The following is a 15897-nucleotide window of genomic DNA, read 5'->3' as shown; positions in this document are numbered from 1 at the left end:
AATTTTCAATCATGAATCCAAATAATCTAACCAAAGAATACACAAATGGCGAAGTAACCATTGTTTGGCAATCCGGAAAATGCATACATTCTGCTAATTGTGTAAAAAATAATCCCGACGTTTTTCGTCCAAAAGAGAAACCCTGGATTGTAGCCGAAGCTTCTACTTCTGAAAAAATAATTTCCACCGTTAATAAATGCCCTTCGGGAGCTTTGACTTATTATCTGAATAACAAAAATCAAGACTAAATATATTTTTACAATTTCAAAAGAGACCTAACAGATTTTAAAAATCTTTTAGGTCTCTTTTTATTTCTTAATCTAGGTTAAGTGTGTTACGCTGACTACCAACGTAACTTTGTCCTATCAAAATGAAATTAATTATTTAAAAATAAAAATTATGGCAACTACAAAATGGTCAATTGACCCAACACATTCAGAAATTGGTTTTAAAGTTAAACACATGATGTTTACAAATGTTTCAGGTAAATTTGGAACTTACGACGCAACAATTACTACAGAAGGAGAAAACTTCGAAAATGCAGATATCCAATTTTCAGGAGATATCGCTTCTATCGACACTGCAAACGCAGACAGAGACGGTCACTTGAGAAGTGCAGATTTCTTTGATGTTGAAAACAATCCAAAATTAACTTTCAAAGCTTCTACTTTCAAAAAAATTGATGCTGGAGATTATGAAATAACTGGAGATTTAGCTATCAAAGGTATTTCAAAATCAGTAACTTTTCCTGTAGACTTTAGCGGAATCATGACTGATCCATGGGGAAATACTAAAGTAGGTTTAAGCATAGAAGGTAAAATCAATCGTAAAGATTGGGGTTTAAACTGGAACTCTGCTCTTGAAACTGGTGGTGTTTTAGTTGGAGAAGAAGTAAAATTAAACATTGAATTACAATTTGTAAAACAAGCTTAATTCTCTAAAAATAAATTTAATTTGGTTGGTTGAAAAGCCTGCACTTTTTAGGAAGTGCAGGCTTTTTTTGGAACGTGGAGCTTCGACTTCGCTCAGCCTGACATACGATATCTTTAAAAATACAATTGTCAGACTGAGCGAAGTCGAAGTCCTTATTTCATATTTCGAAATTCTGTTGGCGAGATTCCGGTTTGTTTTTTAAAGAATCTGGAGAAATACGAATAATCTTCGTAACCTACTTTGAACGCCACTTCGTTTACTGCTAATTGCTTATCAATCAGCATTCTTTTTATTTCCAGAATTACACGATCTGTAATTACTTCTGTCGCTGTTTTTTGAAGAATTTCATTGCAGATTCTATTTAAATGCTTCAATGTGATATTCAGTTTTTCAGCATAGAAAGATGGTAATTTTTCTTGTCTGAAATATTGCTCCAAAAGCATTTCGAACTTATCGATTTTAATATTGTACGAATGTGTTTGATGCGAATAAGTTTCGTTGTATTTGCGGGCAATTTCGATATGAATACAATCCAGCAAATTCAACATTTTATCGAGTTGATATCGATTCTCCTGATTATTTTCGTGAATCAGCAAATTAAAAAACGGGAGGATTTTGGGAATTTCTTTTTCTTCGAAAACCATTTCCGGTCGGTTATGTATCGAATGATAAAAGTTATACTCATTGATATTTTTTTGTCCGAAATAGAGATTATACAATTCCTGCGAAAAAATAATTACAAAGCCTTCGATATCTTCAGACAAACTCCAATGATGCATTTGTCCGGGTTGCAAAACGAATAAACTTCCTTTTTTTATTTCGAATTGATCAAAATCTACTTCGTGTTGTCCCGAACCTTTCGTAAAAAAAACCATTAAATATGAATCATGACGATGCGGTTCTTCGACAAAACTGTGACTTTTTAAATGTTCTTTGAATGTATTTATATAAAAATCACGATGAATATCATTGCAGCTAAAATTCTGAACACTATAAACGGGATATCTTTTCATAAAAAATGTCTTTATTGTGCTATAAGTAGCGAAGATATAAAAAAGACTTTAATACTGCTCTGAATTACCTTTGTATAAATAAAAAACAACAAGATCATGTCAAGTGCATTAACTCATATTTTAAGCAACGAATGTCCTATTTGTCATAAAGGAAAAGTTTTTAAAGACAAGAATATTTTCCTGAATTTTGGTTTACCAAAAATGAACGAATACTGTAGTCATTGCAATTACAAGTTCCAAAAAGAACCTGGTTATTTCTTTGGCGCAATGTATGTAAACTACGGATTAACAGTCGCTCAGGGAATTGCAACGTATTGTATTGCACAGTTTTTCTTTGAGAAAAATTTCGATTTAAGAATCATTCCAATTATTGCGGTTGTCATTACTTTACTGACTTCTTTCAATCTTAGATTTTCAAGATTAGCGTGGATTTATATGTTTAAGGATTATACGAAGTAAAAAAGTGTTATTTTTGCCTTTCAATTGAAACTAATTTTCAATTCAAAAAAATTCAATCTTAAATTAGACAAATGAAAGCATACGTATTTCCGGGTCAGGGCGCACAATTTACAGGAATGGGCAAAGACTTATATGAATCATCGGCTTTAGCCAAAGAATTATTCGAAAAAGCTAATGAAATTTTAGGTTTTAGAATCACAGATATCATGTTCGAAGGTACTGCCGAAGAACTAAAAGAAACTAAAGTAACTCAACCTGCTGTATTTTTACACTCGGTTATTTTAGCAAAAACTTTAGGCGAAGATTTTAAACCAGAAATGGTTGCAGGACATTCTTTAGGAGAATTCTCTGCATTGGTTGCAAACGGAACTTTATCTTTTGAAGATGGTCTTAAATTAGTTTCTCAACGTGCTCTTGCGATGCAAAAAGCTTGCGAAATTACTCCATCTACAATGGCTGCCGTTTTAGGTTTAGCTGATAATATCGTAGAAGAAGTTTGTGCTTCTATCGACGGAATTGTAGTTGCTGCAAACTATAACTGTCCAGGACAATTGGTAATTTCAGGAGAAACTACTGCAGTTGAAAAAGCTTGTGAAGCAATGAAAGCTGCCGGAGCAAAACGTGCTTTAATTTTACCTGTTGGAGGAGCTTTTCACTCACCAATGATGGAACCTGCAAGAGAAGAATTGGCTGCTGCAATTGAAGCAACTACATTCTCTAATCCTATTTGCCCAGTTTATCAAAACGTAACTGCAAATGCGGTTTCTGATGCAAACGAAATCAAAAAGAACTTAATTATTCAATTGACTGCTCCTGTAAAATGGACTCAATCTGTACAACAAATGATCGCTGACGGCGCTACTTTGTTTACTGAAGTTGGTCCAGGAAAAGTATTAGCTGGTTTGATTAATAAAATCGATAAAGAAGCTGTTACTGCGAATGCTTAATTAGTTTTCAGTCGCGGTTTTCAGTTGAAAATCCAAATAAAATAAAAATCCTCATAAACAATCAGATTATGAGGATTTTGCTTTTTACTTTATTTTTGGGTTTTATTCTTCCAAGGATAAGCTTTTATTCTTTTAGACATTTCATCCTTAAATTCTTCAGGTGTTAAACCTTTTGCGAATTCAGCATCAAAATCATCTACCCACCATTCCCTAATTCTTCTTTTCGACTCAGCTTTCGCTTCTTCTAGTGTTAATCCCTTCGCAAACTCTGCGTCAAAATCAAAAATATTCATTCTATCATCTTTTTCCATACTTATAATTAAACCAGTTTAATCTTACAAATTTACAAAATAAATCAACCTAAAATAAAAAATCCCAAATAATCTAATGATCATTTGGGATTTTAATATTCTATCGTTAGACGCACTGCTGTGCGTCTCTACCGAAAACTATAACTGAGACTGAAAACTAAATTAAGAACGAACTTTTTGTTCCCATTTCCAGGCACTTGCCATTGCTTCGTCTAAACTTAATTGCGCTTTCCAGCCCAAAACATTGTTTGCTTTATCTGTATTTGCATACGCTTCGGTGATATCACCTTCACGACGTGGCTTAATTGCGTATGGCAATTTTTTATCGCTTACTTTTTCGAAACTATGAATTACTTCCAGAACTGAACTTCCTTTTCCGGTTCCCAAATTGAAGGTTTCTACTTTTTGCAAATTCTTTTTATTGAATAAACGCTGTAATGCAATAACGTGTGCTTTTGCCAAATCTACAACGTGAATATAATCACGAACTGCAGTTCCGTCCGGAGTTGGATAATCATCTCCAAAAACCGATAATTCCTGACGCAATCCTACTCCTGTTTGAGTAATAAAAGGAACTAAATTTTGAGGAACTCCTAATGGTAATTCTCCAATTTCAGTACTTGAATGCGCTCCAACCGGATTGAAATAACGCAATAAAATCGCACTAATATTAGTTACTTTCGCTGTATCTGTAATGATTTCTTCTCCTATTTGCTTTGTGTTTCCATAAGGAGACATTGCCGCTTGAACGGGAGCATCTTCAGTAATTGGCATTTTTTCGGCTTGACCGTAAACAGTACAAGACGAACTAAAAATAAAGCTTGCCTCAGGTTTTTGTTGTAATTCCTGTAACAAATAAACCAGCGAAGCAATATTGTTTTCATAATACAATAAAGGCTGCTCAACACTCTCTCCAACTGCTTTTGAAGCTGCAAAATGAATTACTCCGGTAACATCGTTGTGTTTTTTAAAGAAATCCTGAACGGACGCTTTTTCTCTTAAATCTAATTTTTCGAATAAAGGCGTTTTTCCTGTGATAGCCGTAATTCCTTTTAAAACATCTTCTGAAGAGTTCGAAAGATTATCAATTATCACGACTTCAAAGCCTTCATTTTGCAATTCGACTACGGTGTGAGAACCAATAAATCCTAATCCTCCTGTTACTAATACTTTCATTTTGTGGTTGTTTTGTGCTGTTGTTATTTGGTTTAACTTTATAAAATTATTTATTTAAAAATTCCAAAACAGAATCTGTAATAAATTTGATTTGTTCATCATCAAGTTCTGTATGCATTGGCAAAGCAATTACTTCTTTTACTAATTGATTCGTTACCGGAAATTGCTCTTCTTTATAACGAGTATCAACGTAAGCTTTTTGAGAATGCAACGGAATTGGGTAATAAATTGCACATGGAATTTGCTTGTCCTGCAAATGCTGCAATAAAGCATTTCTGTCTGCATCGATAATTCTCAATACATATTGGTGAAAAACGTGATCATTTTCGTTTGCATCAAATTCCGGTGTTACAATATGTGCATTTCCTGCAAAGGCTGCATTATATTTTGTAGCCGCCAAACGACGCGCTGCATTATATTCATCTAATAAAGGTAATTTTGCATTTAAAACTCCTGCCTGAATACTATCCAAACGAGAGTTTACTCCCACAACATCATGGTGATAACGCTCATACATTCCGTGATTTACAATTCCGCGGATAATGTGTGCCAATTTATCATCGTTTGTAAAAATTGCTCCACCATCTCCATAACAACCTAAGTTTTTAGATGGGAAAAATGAAGTTGCCGCAACGTGACCAATTACTCCTACTTTACTTTTTGTACCTGATTTAGAAATATAATCTGCTCCAATTGCTTGTGCATTATCTTCGATTACATACAAATTATGCTCTGCAGCAATTTCCATAATCGCATCCATATTTGCTGCGCGTCCAAATAAATGAACAGGAACAATTGCTTTCGTTTTTGGTGTAATTGCTTTTTTAATTGCTTCAATATCGATGTTCATATTTGTCATATCAACATCTACTAAAACCGGTGTTAATTGCAATAAAGCAATTACCTCAACAGTTGCAGCAAAAGTAAAATCGGCAGTAATAACCTCATCGCCCGGTTTTAAATCTAATCCCATCATAGCAATCTGCAACGCATCTGTACCATTTGCACACGGAATTACATGTTTTGCTCCTAAATAATCTTCAAGATTCTTTTGAAATTGATGTACTAAAGGACCGTTTATATAAGTATTTGTATCTAAAACCTCTTGAATTGAAGCATCAACAGTAGTTTTTATTTTTTCGTATTGACTCTTTAAGTCAACCATTTGAATTTTTTTCATTTTCAATATATTTTTAAAATTAAAGACCTGTATTTTAAACAGAATCCCTAAAAGGAGGAACAAAAATAGTTATTTAATGCCTTTAAACCAATGAAAATAATCGAAAGAAATGTAATTTAGCCACAAAAATAAACAGATGCTTTTTCTATACAATTTAGTTGTTTCTATTGCGGGGTTTTTTCTGAAAATTGTAGCTCTTTTTAGTCCGAAAATTAAGCTTTTCACAGAAGGTCGGAAAAATGTTTTTACAATTTTAGAAGACAAGATAAAACCTACAGATAAAACGATCTGGTTTCATTCGGCTTCACTTGGAGAGTACGAACAAGGTTTACCGGTGATCGAAAAAATCAAAGAAAAATATCCTTCTCATAAAATTATCGTTACTTTTTTCTCTCCTTCCGGTTATGAAGTTCGAAAAAACAATACTGTCGCCGATGTTACTATTTACCTTCCATTGGACACTAAAAGCAATGCAAAAAGGTTCTTAAAATTAGTACATCCTGAATTGGCATTTTTTATTAAATACGAATTTTGGCTGAATTATTTAAAAGAATTAGAAAACAGCAAAACTCCAACTTATTTAATTTCCGGAATCTTCAGAGATAATCAAATGTTTTTCAAATGGTACGGCGGTTTCTACCGAAAAGCATTAAACGCATTCACGTACTTTTTTGTTCAGAATGAAGCTTCTAAAGAAAAAATTGAAGCTCTCGGATTTCAGAATGTTATTGTTTCCGGCGATACTCGTTTTGATCGCGTAAATGCAATCTTAGAAAGAGACAATACATTAGATTTTATTGAAAACTTCAAAAACAATACTCCAACTATAATAATAGGAAGTTCGTGGCCAAAAGATGAAGCTTTATTAATCGAATATATTAATGATGCGCCTTCAACGGTAAAATTCATTATTGCGCCACACAATATCAAAGCGGATCAAATAGCTAATCTTAAATCGCAAATTACAAAATCAACGGTTTTATTTTCTGAAAAAGAAAATCAGGATTTATCAAACTACAATGTGTTTATAATTGACACAATCGGGCTTTTGACCAAAATCTACAGCTACGGAACTATTGCTTATGTAGGCGGCGGTTTTGGAAATCCCGGAATCCATAATATCCTGGAACCCGCTACATTTGGAACTCCAATTGTAATTGGTCCTAATTATTCCAATTTTGCCGAAGCTGTTCAATTAGTTGATCTTGGAGGTTGTTTGGTAATTTCTAATGCAGAAGAATTAAAACAAAACCTTGACCTATTACTTAATAACGAAAGCTTTCTAAAAGAGAAAAGTCAAATTTGCAAGTCGTACATCCAAGACCATAAAGGAGCAACAAATACGATCATGAAAATCGTTTCGTGAGAGGTTTCAAAAACTCAAATCCGAATTTCACCACCACAATCAAACTAAAAAGTGATAAAAACATCTTATTTTAACATTTAGCTTTTGCGCAATAATCACTAAAAAACAAAATAAACTGCAAGCAAGGGAATAGAAAAAGCCAATTCTCTTATAGAATAATCAATGAAAAATAATTTATACAAAAAATACGATAATACCAAGCGATTTTGTAGTTTTGGCATATTCTTTGATAAATAAGATAATCGTGAGCAATGAAAATATTTTAAAAAAAAAATAAAAAAATATTTTACATATTAAAAAATTTATATCTTTGCCACGAATTAATAATTAACCTTTTATAATAAAGTAAGATGAAAAAAGTATTTTTAAGTTTAGCTGTTGTTGCTGTTTTAACTGTTGTATCTTGTAAAAAAGCTGACGCTGCAGCTACTGAAGCTGTAGATTCTACTGCTGTTGCTGTTGATTCTGCTGCTACTGTAGTTGATTCTGCTGCTGCAACTGTTGACTCTGCTGCTACTAAAGTTGATTCTGCTGCTGCTAAAGTAGAAGAAGCTGCTAAAGAAGTAAAAAAATAATTAGAACTTAAATTCTAAAGATTTTAAAACCATCCATCGTGATGGTTTTTTTTTATGCCAAAATTTAATTTAAAATTCAAATCTTCAAGATTCAGGACAAATCTTAAATTTTAGCAACAAAAAAATCCCAAATTCCACAAGACTTTAAAGCCTTATTGAAATTTGGGATTTTTTTTTATTTAATTCTTTCTCTAATCTTCTTCTTCCTCAAAAACCACTTCATCTTCAAAAATAGATTCGCTTGACGAGAAGTCTAAAATTTCTGCTTTTGAAGCATAATTAACTATTTCTTTAATTCCTTTCTGCAAAAGCAATTCTGTTGTGTATTTTCGACTTGTTGCAAAGTGAACCTCGCCCAACATCAATTTAAAGAAATACTTTCCGCCAGAGCCTTTAAATTTTAAAAATTTCGCCTGATCAATATTTGCTTTAAATTTCTCAATATCTTCTTCTCCTTCAAATTTCAGCTCATAACTTAAACTTGTAAATATCACTTTGCCTTTTCTAGAAGTAAATACGAATTTATATTCATCATTAAACCTTTTACTAATTACAAAAGCACCCATAAATATATTTTAGATTATTGATTGTTGATTATTAATTATTGATTGCTGATTTCAAACCTTAGAATCTTTTAAACAAATTTACTTTGTAAATTTATTTTAAGCCGTGTGAGTTTACACAATAAAAAAAGCCTCTTCAAAAGAAGAGGCTTTAGTACTCAGAGCGGGACTTGAACCCGCACGAACATTGCTGTTCACTGGATTTTAAGTCCAGCGTGTCTACCAATTTCACCATCCGAGCATTATATGGTTTTGAGCGAAAAACGGGGCTCGAACCCGCGACCTCGACCTTGGCAAGGTCGCGCTCTACCAACTGAGCTATTTTCGCATTTCAAATTCTTGTAAGAACCGCAATACTTGACTTGTTGTGTATTGCGAGTGCAAATTTAGGACATTTATTCAATTACACAAGCGTTTTTCCAAAAAAAAATTCACTTATTTTATAACTTTCTGATAACCTAAACTTTAAACTTGAAAACTTTTTTTGATTTTATTTCTTAACTAACATTCGCTTGATTTCATTCAGCTTCATCAATGCTTCGACCGGAGTTATCGCATTTATATCAAGACTCAGAATCTCTTCTTTTATTTCTTCTAACAAAGGATCATCTAAATTAAAGAAACTCATTTGCATTTCATCCGCAGCAGATTTTACTCCGTTTAAAGATTCGCTTGAATGATTCTTCTCTAATTTCTTTAATAGCTTTTGCGCTTTTAAAATTACGATTTGAGGCATTCCCGCCATTTTAGCAACGTGAATTCCAAAACTATGTGCACTTCCTCCTTTTATCAGCTTACGAACAAAAAGAACTGTATCTTTTAATTCTTTTACTGCAACATTATAATTCTGAATTCTAGTCAGAGACTCTGTCATTTCATTCAATTCATGATAATGCGTTGCAAATAATGTTTTAGGTCTTCCCGGATGTTCATGTAGAAATTCGGCAATAGCCCAAGCAATCGAAATTCCGTCATAAGTACTAGTTCCTCTACCAATTTCATCTAAAAGAACTAAACTTCGATCTGAGATATTATTCAAAATAGAAGCCGTTTCATTCATTTCGACCATAAAAGTAGATTCTCCCATCGAAATATTATCCGACGCTCCTACTCTGGTAAAAATCTTATCTACAATTCCCATTCTCACACTATCAGCCGGAACAAAACATCCCATTTGAGCCAACAATACAATTAATGCGGTTTGTCTTAAAATAGCCGACTTACCAGACATATTAGGACCGGTAATCATAATAATTTGCTGCGTTTCTCTATCTAAGAAAACATCATTGGCAATATAAGGTGTTCCAACCGGCAATTGTTTTTCAATTACAGGATGACGTCCATTTTTGATATCGAGTTCAAAAGTTTCATCGATTTCCGGACATACATATTGATTCTCGATTGCCAATTGTGTAAATGAACACAAACAATCTAATTGCGCCACCAGATTAGCGTTCATTTGAACCGGTTTAATATACGTAGCAATCCAGGCAATTAATTGTTCAAAAAGCTCACTTTCAATTTTATGAATCTTTTCCTCGGCTCCTAAAATTTTTGTTTCGTACTCTTTTAATTCTTCAGTAATATAACGCTCAGCATTTACTAAGGTTTGTTTACGAATCCATTCTGCCGGAACTTTATCTTTGTGTGTATTTCTAACTTCGATATAATATCCAAAAACATTATTGAAGGATATTTTCAAAGAAGAAATTCCGGTTCTCTCAGATTCTCTTTTTTCGATTCCTTCTAAAAATTCTTTTCCTGAAGTAGAAATAGCGCGTAAATCATCTAATTCTTCACTAATTCCTTTTGCAATTGCATTTCCTTTTGCAATCGCAACGGGCGCATCCTGATTTAAGGTTGTTTTAATTTTCTCTCTTAAAAGATCACAAGCATGCAAACTGTCTCCAATAATTTTCACAGCTTCCTGCGGACTTGCCAACGCCAAAGTTTTTATTGGAATAATAGCATCCAAAGATTCTTTCAGATAAACAATTTCACGAGGCGAAACTTTTCCGGCTGCAATTTTAGAAATCAAACGCTCTAAATCTGAAATTTGCTTAATCTGATATTGAATGTTTTGTAAAACTTCAGGATCTGATTTTAAATACGTAACGACATCGTGACGATTTTTGATTTTAGCACTATCTTTTAGAGGTAAAGCCAGCCAACGTTTCAACAAACGTCCTCCCATCGGCGAAAGCGTTCTGTCAATTACATCCAAAAGCGTTACGGCATTTGGATTATAACTGTGATATAATTCTAAGTTTCTAATGGTAAAACGATCCATCCAAACATAAGCATCTTCTGCAATACGCTGAATCGCAGTGATATGTTGTACCCGATTATGTTGTGTTTCTGACAAATAATAAAGAATTGCCCCTGAAGCAATAATTCCTTCTTTTAACTCTTCAACTCCAAAACCTTTTAAGGAAACGGTTTGAAAATGTTTAGTCAAAGTTTCTAAAGCATAATCTTCTTTATAAATCCAATCTTCTAAATAAAAAGTATGGAAATCTTCTCCAAAAGAAGCTTTGAAATCCATCTTATTATTCTTTGGAACCAGAATCTCACTCGGGTTAAAATTCTGCAATAATTTATCTATATATTCTGCATTTCCCTGAGCGGTTAAAAACTCTCCTGTAGAAACATCCAGAAAAGAAACTCCGATGCTTTTATTAGCAAAATAAACTGATGCTAAAAAGTTGTTTGTTTTTGATTGTAAAACTTCATCATTTAAGGAAACTCCGGGTGTTACCAATTCAGTAACGCCACGTTTCACGATAGTTTTGGTCATTTTTGGATCTTCAAGCTGATCACAGATCGCTACACGAAGTCCGGCTTTGACCAATTTTGGCAAATACGTATTAATAGAATGATGTGGAAAACCCGCCAACGCTGTTTCGGTTTCAGATCCCGCGCCTCTTTTGGTTAGTGTGATACCAAGGATTTTTGACGCTCTAACAGCATCTTCTCCAAAGGTTTCATAAAAATCTCCTACTCTGAAAAGCAGACATGCATCAGGATATTTTCTCTTGATTTCGTTGTACTGTTTCATTAAGGGTGTTTCTTTCACCACTTTGTCTTTCGCTGCCAAATTATTGTATTTTAAATGAAAAATTAAGACAGCGAATTTATAATATTTTAAAGGAATATCGAAGCCCTTCAAAAATTAAAATATTTTAAGGAATTTTTAAGTTGAGATATAAGAATTTTATATAGATTTGTTCATAATTAAAACAAAGACTCTAAAAGATGAAAAAAATAATCTTAATCGCTATGTTAGCTGTAGTTGGAATTACAGCTTCTAACGCTCAAAGCACTAAAAAAGCTAAAGTTGCTAAAGTTGAAGGTGCTGGAATGGCTTTCGAAACAGAAACTATTGATTACGGAACTATCGCTCACAATGCTGATGGAAAACGTGAATTCGTTTTTGTAAACAACGGAACTAAACCATTAATCATTACAAATACACAAGGATCTTGTGGTTGTACTGTACCAACAACTCCAAAAGAGCCAATCGCTCCAGGTGCTAAAGGTATTATTGGTGTAAAATATGCTACTGACAGAGTTGGTGCATTTACAAAAACCGTAACGGTTACTTCTAACGCTGAAGGACAACCAACAAAAGTACTTACTATTAAAGGTACAGTTTTACCAGATCCAGTAAAAAGCTAATCTGAGAAAACAAAAATAAAATAATCGAAAAAGCTTCCTTATCTTTGGAAGCTTTTTTTATGACCTGAATCCAACACAAATGAGAAAACTGGAAAATAGCGAACTAGACAGAAAATCTATCGAAGATTTTAAAAAATCTGACAAAACTCCTCTAATTTTGGTATTAGACGATATTCGTAGTTTGCACAATATAGGTTCTGTATTTAGAACTGCAGATGCTTTTTTGATCGAGAAGATAATTCTTTGCGGTATTACTGCTACGCCTCCAAACAAAGAAATCCATAAAACTGCTCTTGGTGCTACTGAAACTGTAGCTTGGGAACATCATGAAAATGTTTTGGAAGTTATTGAAAATCTAAAAAAAGACAATGTTTTAACGCTTGCTATTGAACAGGTCGAAAGTTCTGTTTTTCTTCAGGATTTCAAAGTAGAAAAGGATCAGAAATATGCACTGGTTTTTGGAAACGAAGTTTATGGTGTTGCTCAGGAAGCTGTTGCAATTTGTGATGGTTGTATCGAAATTCCGCAATTAGGAACCAAGCATTCTTTGAATATTGCTGTGAGTGCCGGAATCGTAGTTTGGGATTTATTCCAGAAGTTAAACTGGCCAGCTAAAATCTAGAAAACAACTTCGAAAGAATTAGATTGTTATTTTATATTGAATTACACTTTTAAATGTTAGAAATGTAAATATATTTTTTTATTATTATAAAATTGATACTTTTATAAAATGAAAAATGTTAATTTCTTAAAAATATCTCTGTTATTTTTTTTATTGCTGTCAGGTTTTTTCGGGCATGCACAAGACACATCAATTCCAGATCCAAATTTTGAACAAGCTTTAATAGATTTAAATATTGACAGCGGTACTATTGACGGAAAAGTTTTAACAGCTAATATCGCCAATGTAACATCATTGATAATTCCCGGTAAAAATATTACTAATTTAACCGGAATTGAAGGCTTTGTAAAATTACAAAAATTAGATCTGGGACTATACAATAATGATCTTAGTCAAAAAAACAATATTACATTTTTAAATCTAACGAACAATATAAACCTCCAATACTTAGATTGTAGTTATAATAATTTATCAAGTCTTGATCTTTCAAATAATACAGCACTGCAAATTTTATTTTTAGAGTACAATAAATTTCCCAGCATTGATGTCTCTAACAACATACTCTTGGAAACTTTATTTTGTTTCAACAATCAACTTACAACTGTAAATGTCAGCAAAAATACTTCGCTAACATCTTTGAACTGTTATAGTAATCAATTGACAAGTTTAGATCTTTCTACAAATCTTCTTTTAAGAAGTCTAAATTGCAGTTTTAATAATTTATCAAACCTTAACATTTCTGTAAATACAGCTCTGGATAACTTAAATGTCAGCAATAATAGTTTAACAGCTTTAAATGTTAGTAACAATACAGCTCTGAACGTTTTAAACTGCCATCAAAACCAATTGACTAGTTTAGATCTTTCTAAAAACATCAATTTGTTTAATTTTTGGTGTAACAACAATCAATTAACCAATCTGAATTTAAAAAACGGAAAAAACACTTCGCTTACTTCTGTAGATTTTCGATTTAATTCCAGTCTAACTTGTATTCAGGTAGATAATGCGAGCTATTCAACAACAAATTGGACAGCAAAAGACAATGCAGCTCTTTATTCAAACAATTGCAATGCAACTTCAATTGCACCGCCTATAATTAGAGCAACAGACGATCAATTCTATTGCCCGTTAACTTCTATAAAAATTGCACCTTCTATTACAATTACTCATGATCTTGCAGAACCTGGAACACAAGCTGCTTATATTCAGATTTCTTCAGGTTATTCTAGTGGTTTAGATAAAATAGAAATTCAGAACCCTGCCTCACATTCAACAATTGTACAAGCTTGGTATCCTCTTGAAGGGAAATTGGTCTTATCAAGTCCAACTGGAGGAAACGTTCCATATTCTGAATTAGAAGCTGCTATTAAAGATGTTGTATTCTCAAATTCTTCGGCTACAGCTTCAGGTACAAGAACTTTCTCAATAACAATTGGTCAGGCAAATTACCTGCCTTCTACAAAGCATTTTTATTTGTATGTTCCCAGCATTGGTATTAGCTGGTCATCTGCAAAATTTGCTGCTGAAAACAGTACTTATTATGGTCTTAAAGGATATCTCGCTACTTTATTAACTGCCGATGAAGCTAAGTTAAGTGGCGAACAAGCATCTGGAACCGGATGGATTGGAGGAAGTGATGCAGAAACAGAAGGTGTTTGGAAATGGGTAACCGGACCAGAAGCAGGAACAGTAATGTCATATACTTTCTGGAATACAGGCGAACCAAACAACCAGGGAGACGAAGATTATGCTCACATTACACAACCCGGAGTTGGAATACGAGGTTCGTGGAATGACTTATCAAATAGTGGTGATACAAGTGGTGATTACCAACCTAAAGGTTATATTGTAGAATATGGAGGTTCACCTGGAGAAGCACCTTTAGAAATAGCTGCCAGTACAAAAATAACAATTCCGGTTGCAACACCTGGAGCAAATCCAGATGCGGCTTGTGATTCAGGAACTTTTACTTTTAATGCTACTGCAACAACAGGAGCAACAATTAGTTGGTACGCAACAGCCACAGGCGGAACCGCATTAAAAACAGGAAATTCTTTTACAACTCCTACAATAACTTCAACCACAACTTACTATGTAGATGCGGGTTGCGAATCAAACCGAAAAGCCGTTACAGCAACAGTTAATGCAACACCGGCACAACCTATTGCCGGACAACCTTTTTATTATAATTGTGGTCCGGGATCTGTAACTATTCAGGCAAGTTCAAATATTGGCAACATCAATTGGTACGCAACATCGACTGGCGGTCCAAGTTTATTTACAGGAGAAAGCTTTACAACTCCAACAATTTCGACAAATACTACTTATTATGCTGAGGCTTCAAATAATGGCTGTATCAATAGCACGCGTATTCCTGTAGACATCAAAATCTATACTCCGCCTGTAGTTACTGATGAAACTAAAATATTATGCCAAAATCAAAAAGTCAATCTCGACGCAGGAATCGCAGGAATGACTTATAAATGGAGCACCGGCGAAACCGCTCAGATAATTACAGTTACAACTCCCGGAACATACACGGTTAAAGTTATAAGTCCAGATCCGGAAAACTGTCCAAGTGAAAAAACAATTATCGTCAACGAGCATCTAACTCCCAAAATCTCAAGAGTTGATGTTAACGGAACACGAGTTGTAATTTATCTTACTAAAGACGCAGATTATTATGAATATTCCGTAGATGGATTAACTTTTCAGGACTCGAATGTTTTCTATGATGTTCCTGCAGGATTAAAGACTGCATTTGTTCAGGAAAAAAATCGCTGTGGAGGCGATACTTTCAAATTTATTGTAGTAAGTTTTCCAGCATTTTTCACTCCAAACAACGATTCTTTTAATGATTCATGGGAAGTTGACGGAATGGAAAATTATCCACAGGCTCAAGTAACAATTTTTGATCGTTATGGAAAACTTGTCGCGCAGTTAAATAGTTCTAAAATGAGTTGGGACGGAACTTTGGATAAAAATCCTCTACCTGCTTCTGATTATTGGTACGCAATGAAAATAGATAATGAGCATCCTGTTTTAAGAGGTCATTTTTCGCTTAAGAGATAATT

At 33.6% G+C, this 15897-nt stretch carries 15 protein-coding genes and 2 tRNA genes; 9 read left to right on the top strand and 8 right to left on the bottom strand.

Translation table 11 applies throughout. The annotated features are described in order from the left end of the window. Positions 1-11: 11 nt before the first annotated feature. Together CLU81_RS16645 and CLU81_RS16640 are read left to right on the top strand one after the other, a co-directional pair. On the top strand, positions 12-248 hold the full coding sequence (locus CLU81_RS16645) for a (4Fe-4S)-binding protein (protein WP_099710832.1): 237 nt from the start codon (positions 12-14) through the stop codon (positions 246-248). Positions 249-399: 151 nt separating this feature from the next. Next, positions 400-933 carry a YceI family protein gene (locus CLU81_RS16640; RefSeq protein WP_099710831.1) on the top strand — a complete coding sequence of 178 codons (534 nt, stop codon included), beginning with the start codon at positions 400-402 and terminating at the stop codon, positions 931-933. A 152-nt stretch (positions 934-1085) separates the two neighbouring features. On the opposite strand, the gene CLU81_RS16635 is transcribed toward CLU81_RS16640, so the two are convergent. Continuing rightward, positions 1086-1946: a helix-turn-helix domain-containing protein gene (locus CLU81_RS16635; RefSeq protein ID WP_099710830.1), complete on the bottom strand. Its 861-nt coding sequence runs from the start codon at positions 1944-1946 to the stop codon at positions 1086-1088. A gap of 96 nt (positions 1947-2042) precedes the next feature. On the opposite strand from CLU81_RS16635, the gene CLU81_RS16630 reads away from it, so the two are divergent. Beyond that, positions 2043-2405 (top strand): DUF983 domain-containing protein, encoded by a 363-nt coding sequence (locus CLU81_RS16630; protein ID WP_041517577.1) that lies wholly within the window; start codon positions 2043-2045, stop codon positions 2403-2405. 71 nt (positions 2406-2476) lie between these two features. Beyond that, the gene (fabD, locus tag CLU81_RS16625; RefSeq protein WP_099710829.1) at positions 2477-3352 is read left to right on the top strand and encodes an ACP S-malonyltransferase; all 876 of its coding nucleotides are present in this window, start codon (positions 2477-2479) and stop codon (positions 3350-3352) included. An 89-nt stretch (positions 3353-3441) separates the two neighbouring features. On the opposite strand, the gene CLU81_RS16620 is transcribed toward fabD, so the two are convergent. The 3 genes from CLU81_RS16620 to CLU81_RS16610 all read right to left on the bottom strand — a co-directional run bounded on the left by CLU81_RS16620 (position 3442) and on the right by CLU81_RS16610 (position 6019). Further along, positions 3442-3663 (bottom strand): hypothetical protein, encoded by a 222-nt coding sequence (locus tag CLU81_RS16620; protein ID WP_099710828.1) that lies wholly within the window; start codon positions 3661-3663, stop codon positions 3442-3444. A gap of 162 nt (positions 3664-3825) precedes the next feature. Continuing rightward, positions 3826-4839 carry a UDP-glucose 4-epimerase GalE gene (gene galE / locus CLU81_RS16615; RefSeq protein WP_099710827.1) on the bottom strand — a complete coding sequence of 338 codons (1014 nt, stop codon included), beginning with the start codon at positions 4837-4839 and terminating at the stop codon, positions 3826-3828. Between the two features lie 46 nt (positions 4840-4885). Then, positions 4886-6019 carry a DegT/DnrJ/EryC1/StrS aminotransferase family protein gene (locus tag CLU81_RS16610; protein ID WP_099710826.1) on the bottom strand — a complete coding sequence of 378 codons (1134 nt, stop codon included), beginning with the start codon at positions 6017-6019 and terminating at the stop codon, positions 4886-4888. A gap of 136 nt (positions 6020-6155) precedes the next feature. Here CLU81_RS16610 and CLU81_RS16605 point away from each other — a divergent pair, with 136 nt between their 5' ends. Both CLU81_RS16605 and CLU81_RS16600 read left to right on the top strand, forming a co-directional pair. After that, entirely contained in the window at positions 6156-7385 is a 1230-nt protein-coding gene (locus tag CLU81_RS16605) for a 3-deoxy-D-manno-octulosonic acid transferase (RefSeq protein ID WP_099710825.1), read from the top strand. A gap of 350 nt (positions 7386-7735) precedes the next feature. Next, positions 7736-7960, top strand: coding sequence for a hypothetical protein (locus CLU81_RS16600; protein ID WP_089354185.1), 225 nt, complete (start codon positions 7736-7738; stop codon positions 7958-7960). A gap of 191 nt (positions 7961-8151) precedes the next feature. Here CLU81_RS16600 and CLU81_RS16595 read toward each other — a convergent pair whose 3' ends face one another. From CLU81_RS16595 to mutS, 4 genes are all read right to left on the bottom strand, one after another. Then, positions 8152-8526: a DUF1508 domain-containing protein gene (locus CLU81_RS16595; protein ID WP_099710824.1), complete on the bottom strand. Its 375-nt coding sequence runs from the start codon at positions 8524-8526 to the stop codon at positions 8152-8154. Between the two features lie 152 nt (positions 8527-8678). Then, positions 8679-8764: transfer RNA gene (locus tag CLU81_RS16590), tRNA-Leu, on the bottom strand. A 14-nt stretch (positions 8765-8778) separates the two neighbouring features. Continuing rightward, positions 8779-8851, bottom strand: a tRNA-Gly gene (locus CLU81_RS16585). A gap of 162 nt (positions 8852-9013) precedes the next feature. After that, the gene (gene mutS / locus CLU81_RS16580) at positions 9014-11620 is read right to left on the bottom strand and encodes a DNA mismatch repair protein MutS (protein WP_199174573.1); all 2607 of its coding nucleotides are present in this window, start codon (positions 11618-11620) and stop codon (positions 9014-9016) included. Positions 11621-11778: 158 nt separating this feature from the next. Here mutS and CLU81_RS16575 point away from each other — a divergent pair, with 158 nt between their 5' ends. The 3 genes from CLU81_RS16575 (at position 11779) to CLU81_RS16565 (ending at position 15895) form a co-directional block, all read left to right on the top strand. After that, positions 11779-12201 (top strand): DUF1573 domain-containing protein, encoded by a 423-nt coding sequence (locus CLU81_RS16575; protein ID WP_099710823.1) that lies wholly within the window; start codon positions 11779-11781, stop codon positions 12199-12201. 79 nt (positions 12202-12280) lie between these two features. After that, positions 12281-12823, top strand: a complete 543-nt coding sequence (locus CLU81_RS16570; RefSeq protein ID WP_099710822.1) for an RNA methyltransferase — start codon at positions 12281-12283, stop codon at positions 12821-12823. A 108-nt stretch (positions 12824-12931) separates the two neighbouring features. After that, on the top strand, positions 12932-15895 hold the full coding sequence (locus CLU81_RS16565; protein WP_099710821.1) for a T9SS type B sorting domain-containing protein: 2964 nt from the start codon (positions 12932-12934) through the stop codon (positions 15893-15895). Positions 15896-15897: the final 2 nt, after the last annotated feature.

Source organism: Flavobacterium sp. 9, assembly GCF_002754195.1.
Classification (GTDB): Bacteria; Bacteroidota; Bacteroidia; order Flavobacteriales; family Flavobacteriaceae; genus Flavobacterium.
This window is presented reverse-complemented; position numbering and strand designations above follow the sequence as displayed.

What these genes read in the sequence shown, in the direction of transcription:
- CLU81_RS16645 (WP_099710832.1), top strand. Translation starts at nt 12, where the DNA reads ATGAATCCAAATAATCTAACCAAAGAATACACAAATGGCGAAGTAACC.
- CLU81_RS16640 (WP_099710831.1), top strand. Translation starts at nt 400, where the DNA reads ATGGCAACTACAAAATGGTCAATTGACCCAACACATTCAGAAATTGGT.
- CLU81_RS16635 (WP_099710830.1), bottom strand. Translation starts at nt 1,946, where the DNA reads ATGAAAAGATATCCCGTTTATAGTGTTCAGAATTTTAGCTGCAATGAT.
- CLU81_RS16630 (WP_041517577.1), top strand. Translation starts at nt 2,043, where the DNA reads ATGTCAAGTGCATTAACTCATATTTTAAGCAACGAATGTCCTATTTGT.
- fabD (WP_099710829.1), top strand. Translation starts at nt 2,477, where the DNA reads ATGAAAGCATACGTATTTCCGGGTCAGGGCGCACAATTTACAGGAATG.
- CLU81_RS16620 (WP_099710828.1), bottom strand. Translation starts at nt 3,663, where the DNA reads ATGGAAAAAGATGATAGAATGAATATTTTTGATTTTGACGCAGAGTTT.
- galE (WP_099710827.1), bottom strand. Translation starts at nt 4,839, where the DNA reads ATGAAAGTATTAGTAACAGGAGGATTAGGATTTATTGGTTCTCACACC.
- CLU81_RS16610 (WP_099710826.1), bottom strand. Translation starts at nt 6,019, where the DNA reads ATGAAAAAAATTCAAATGGTTGACTTAAAGAGTCAATACGAAAAAATA.
- CLU81_RS16605 (WP_099710825.1), top strand. Translation starts at nt 6,156, where the DNA reads ATGCTTTTTCTATACAATTTAGTTGTTTCTATTGCGGGGTTTTTTCTG.
- CLU81_RS16600 (WP_089354185.1), top strand. Translation starts at nt 7,736, where the DNA reads ATGAAAAAAGTATTTTTAAGTTTAGCTGTTGTTGCTGTTTTAACTGTT.
- CLU81_RS16595 (WP_099710824.1), bottom strand. Translation starts at nt 8,526, where the DNA reads ATGGGTGCTTTTGTAATTAGTAAAAGGTTTAATGATGAATATAAATTC.
- CLU81_RS16575 (WP_099710823.1), top strand. Translation starts at nt 11,779, where the DNA reads ATGAAAAAAATAATCTTAATCGCTATGTTAGCTGTAGTTGGAATTACA.
- CLU81_RS16570 (WP_099710822.1), top strand. Translation starts at nt 12,281, where the DNA reads ATGAGAAAACTGGAAAATAGCGAACTAGACAGAAAATCTATCGAAGAT.
- CLU81_RS16565 (WP_099710821.1), top strand. Translation starts at nt 12,932, where the DNA reads ATGAAAAATGTTAATTTCTTAAAAATATCTCTGTTATTTTTTTTATTG.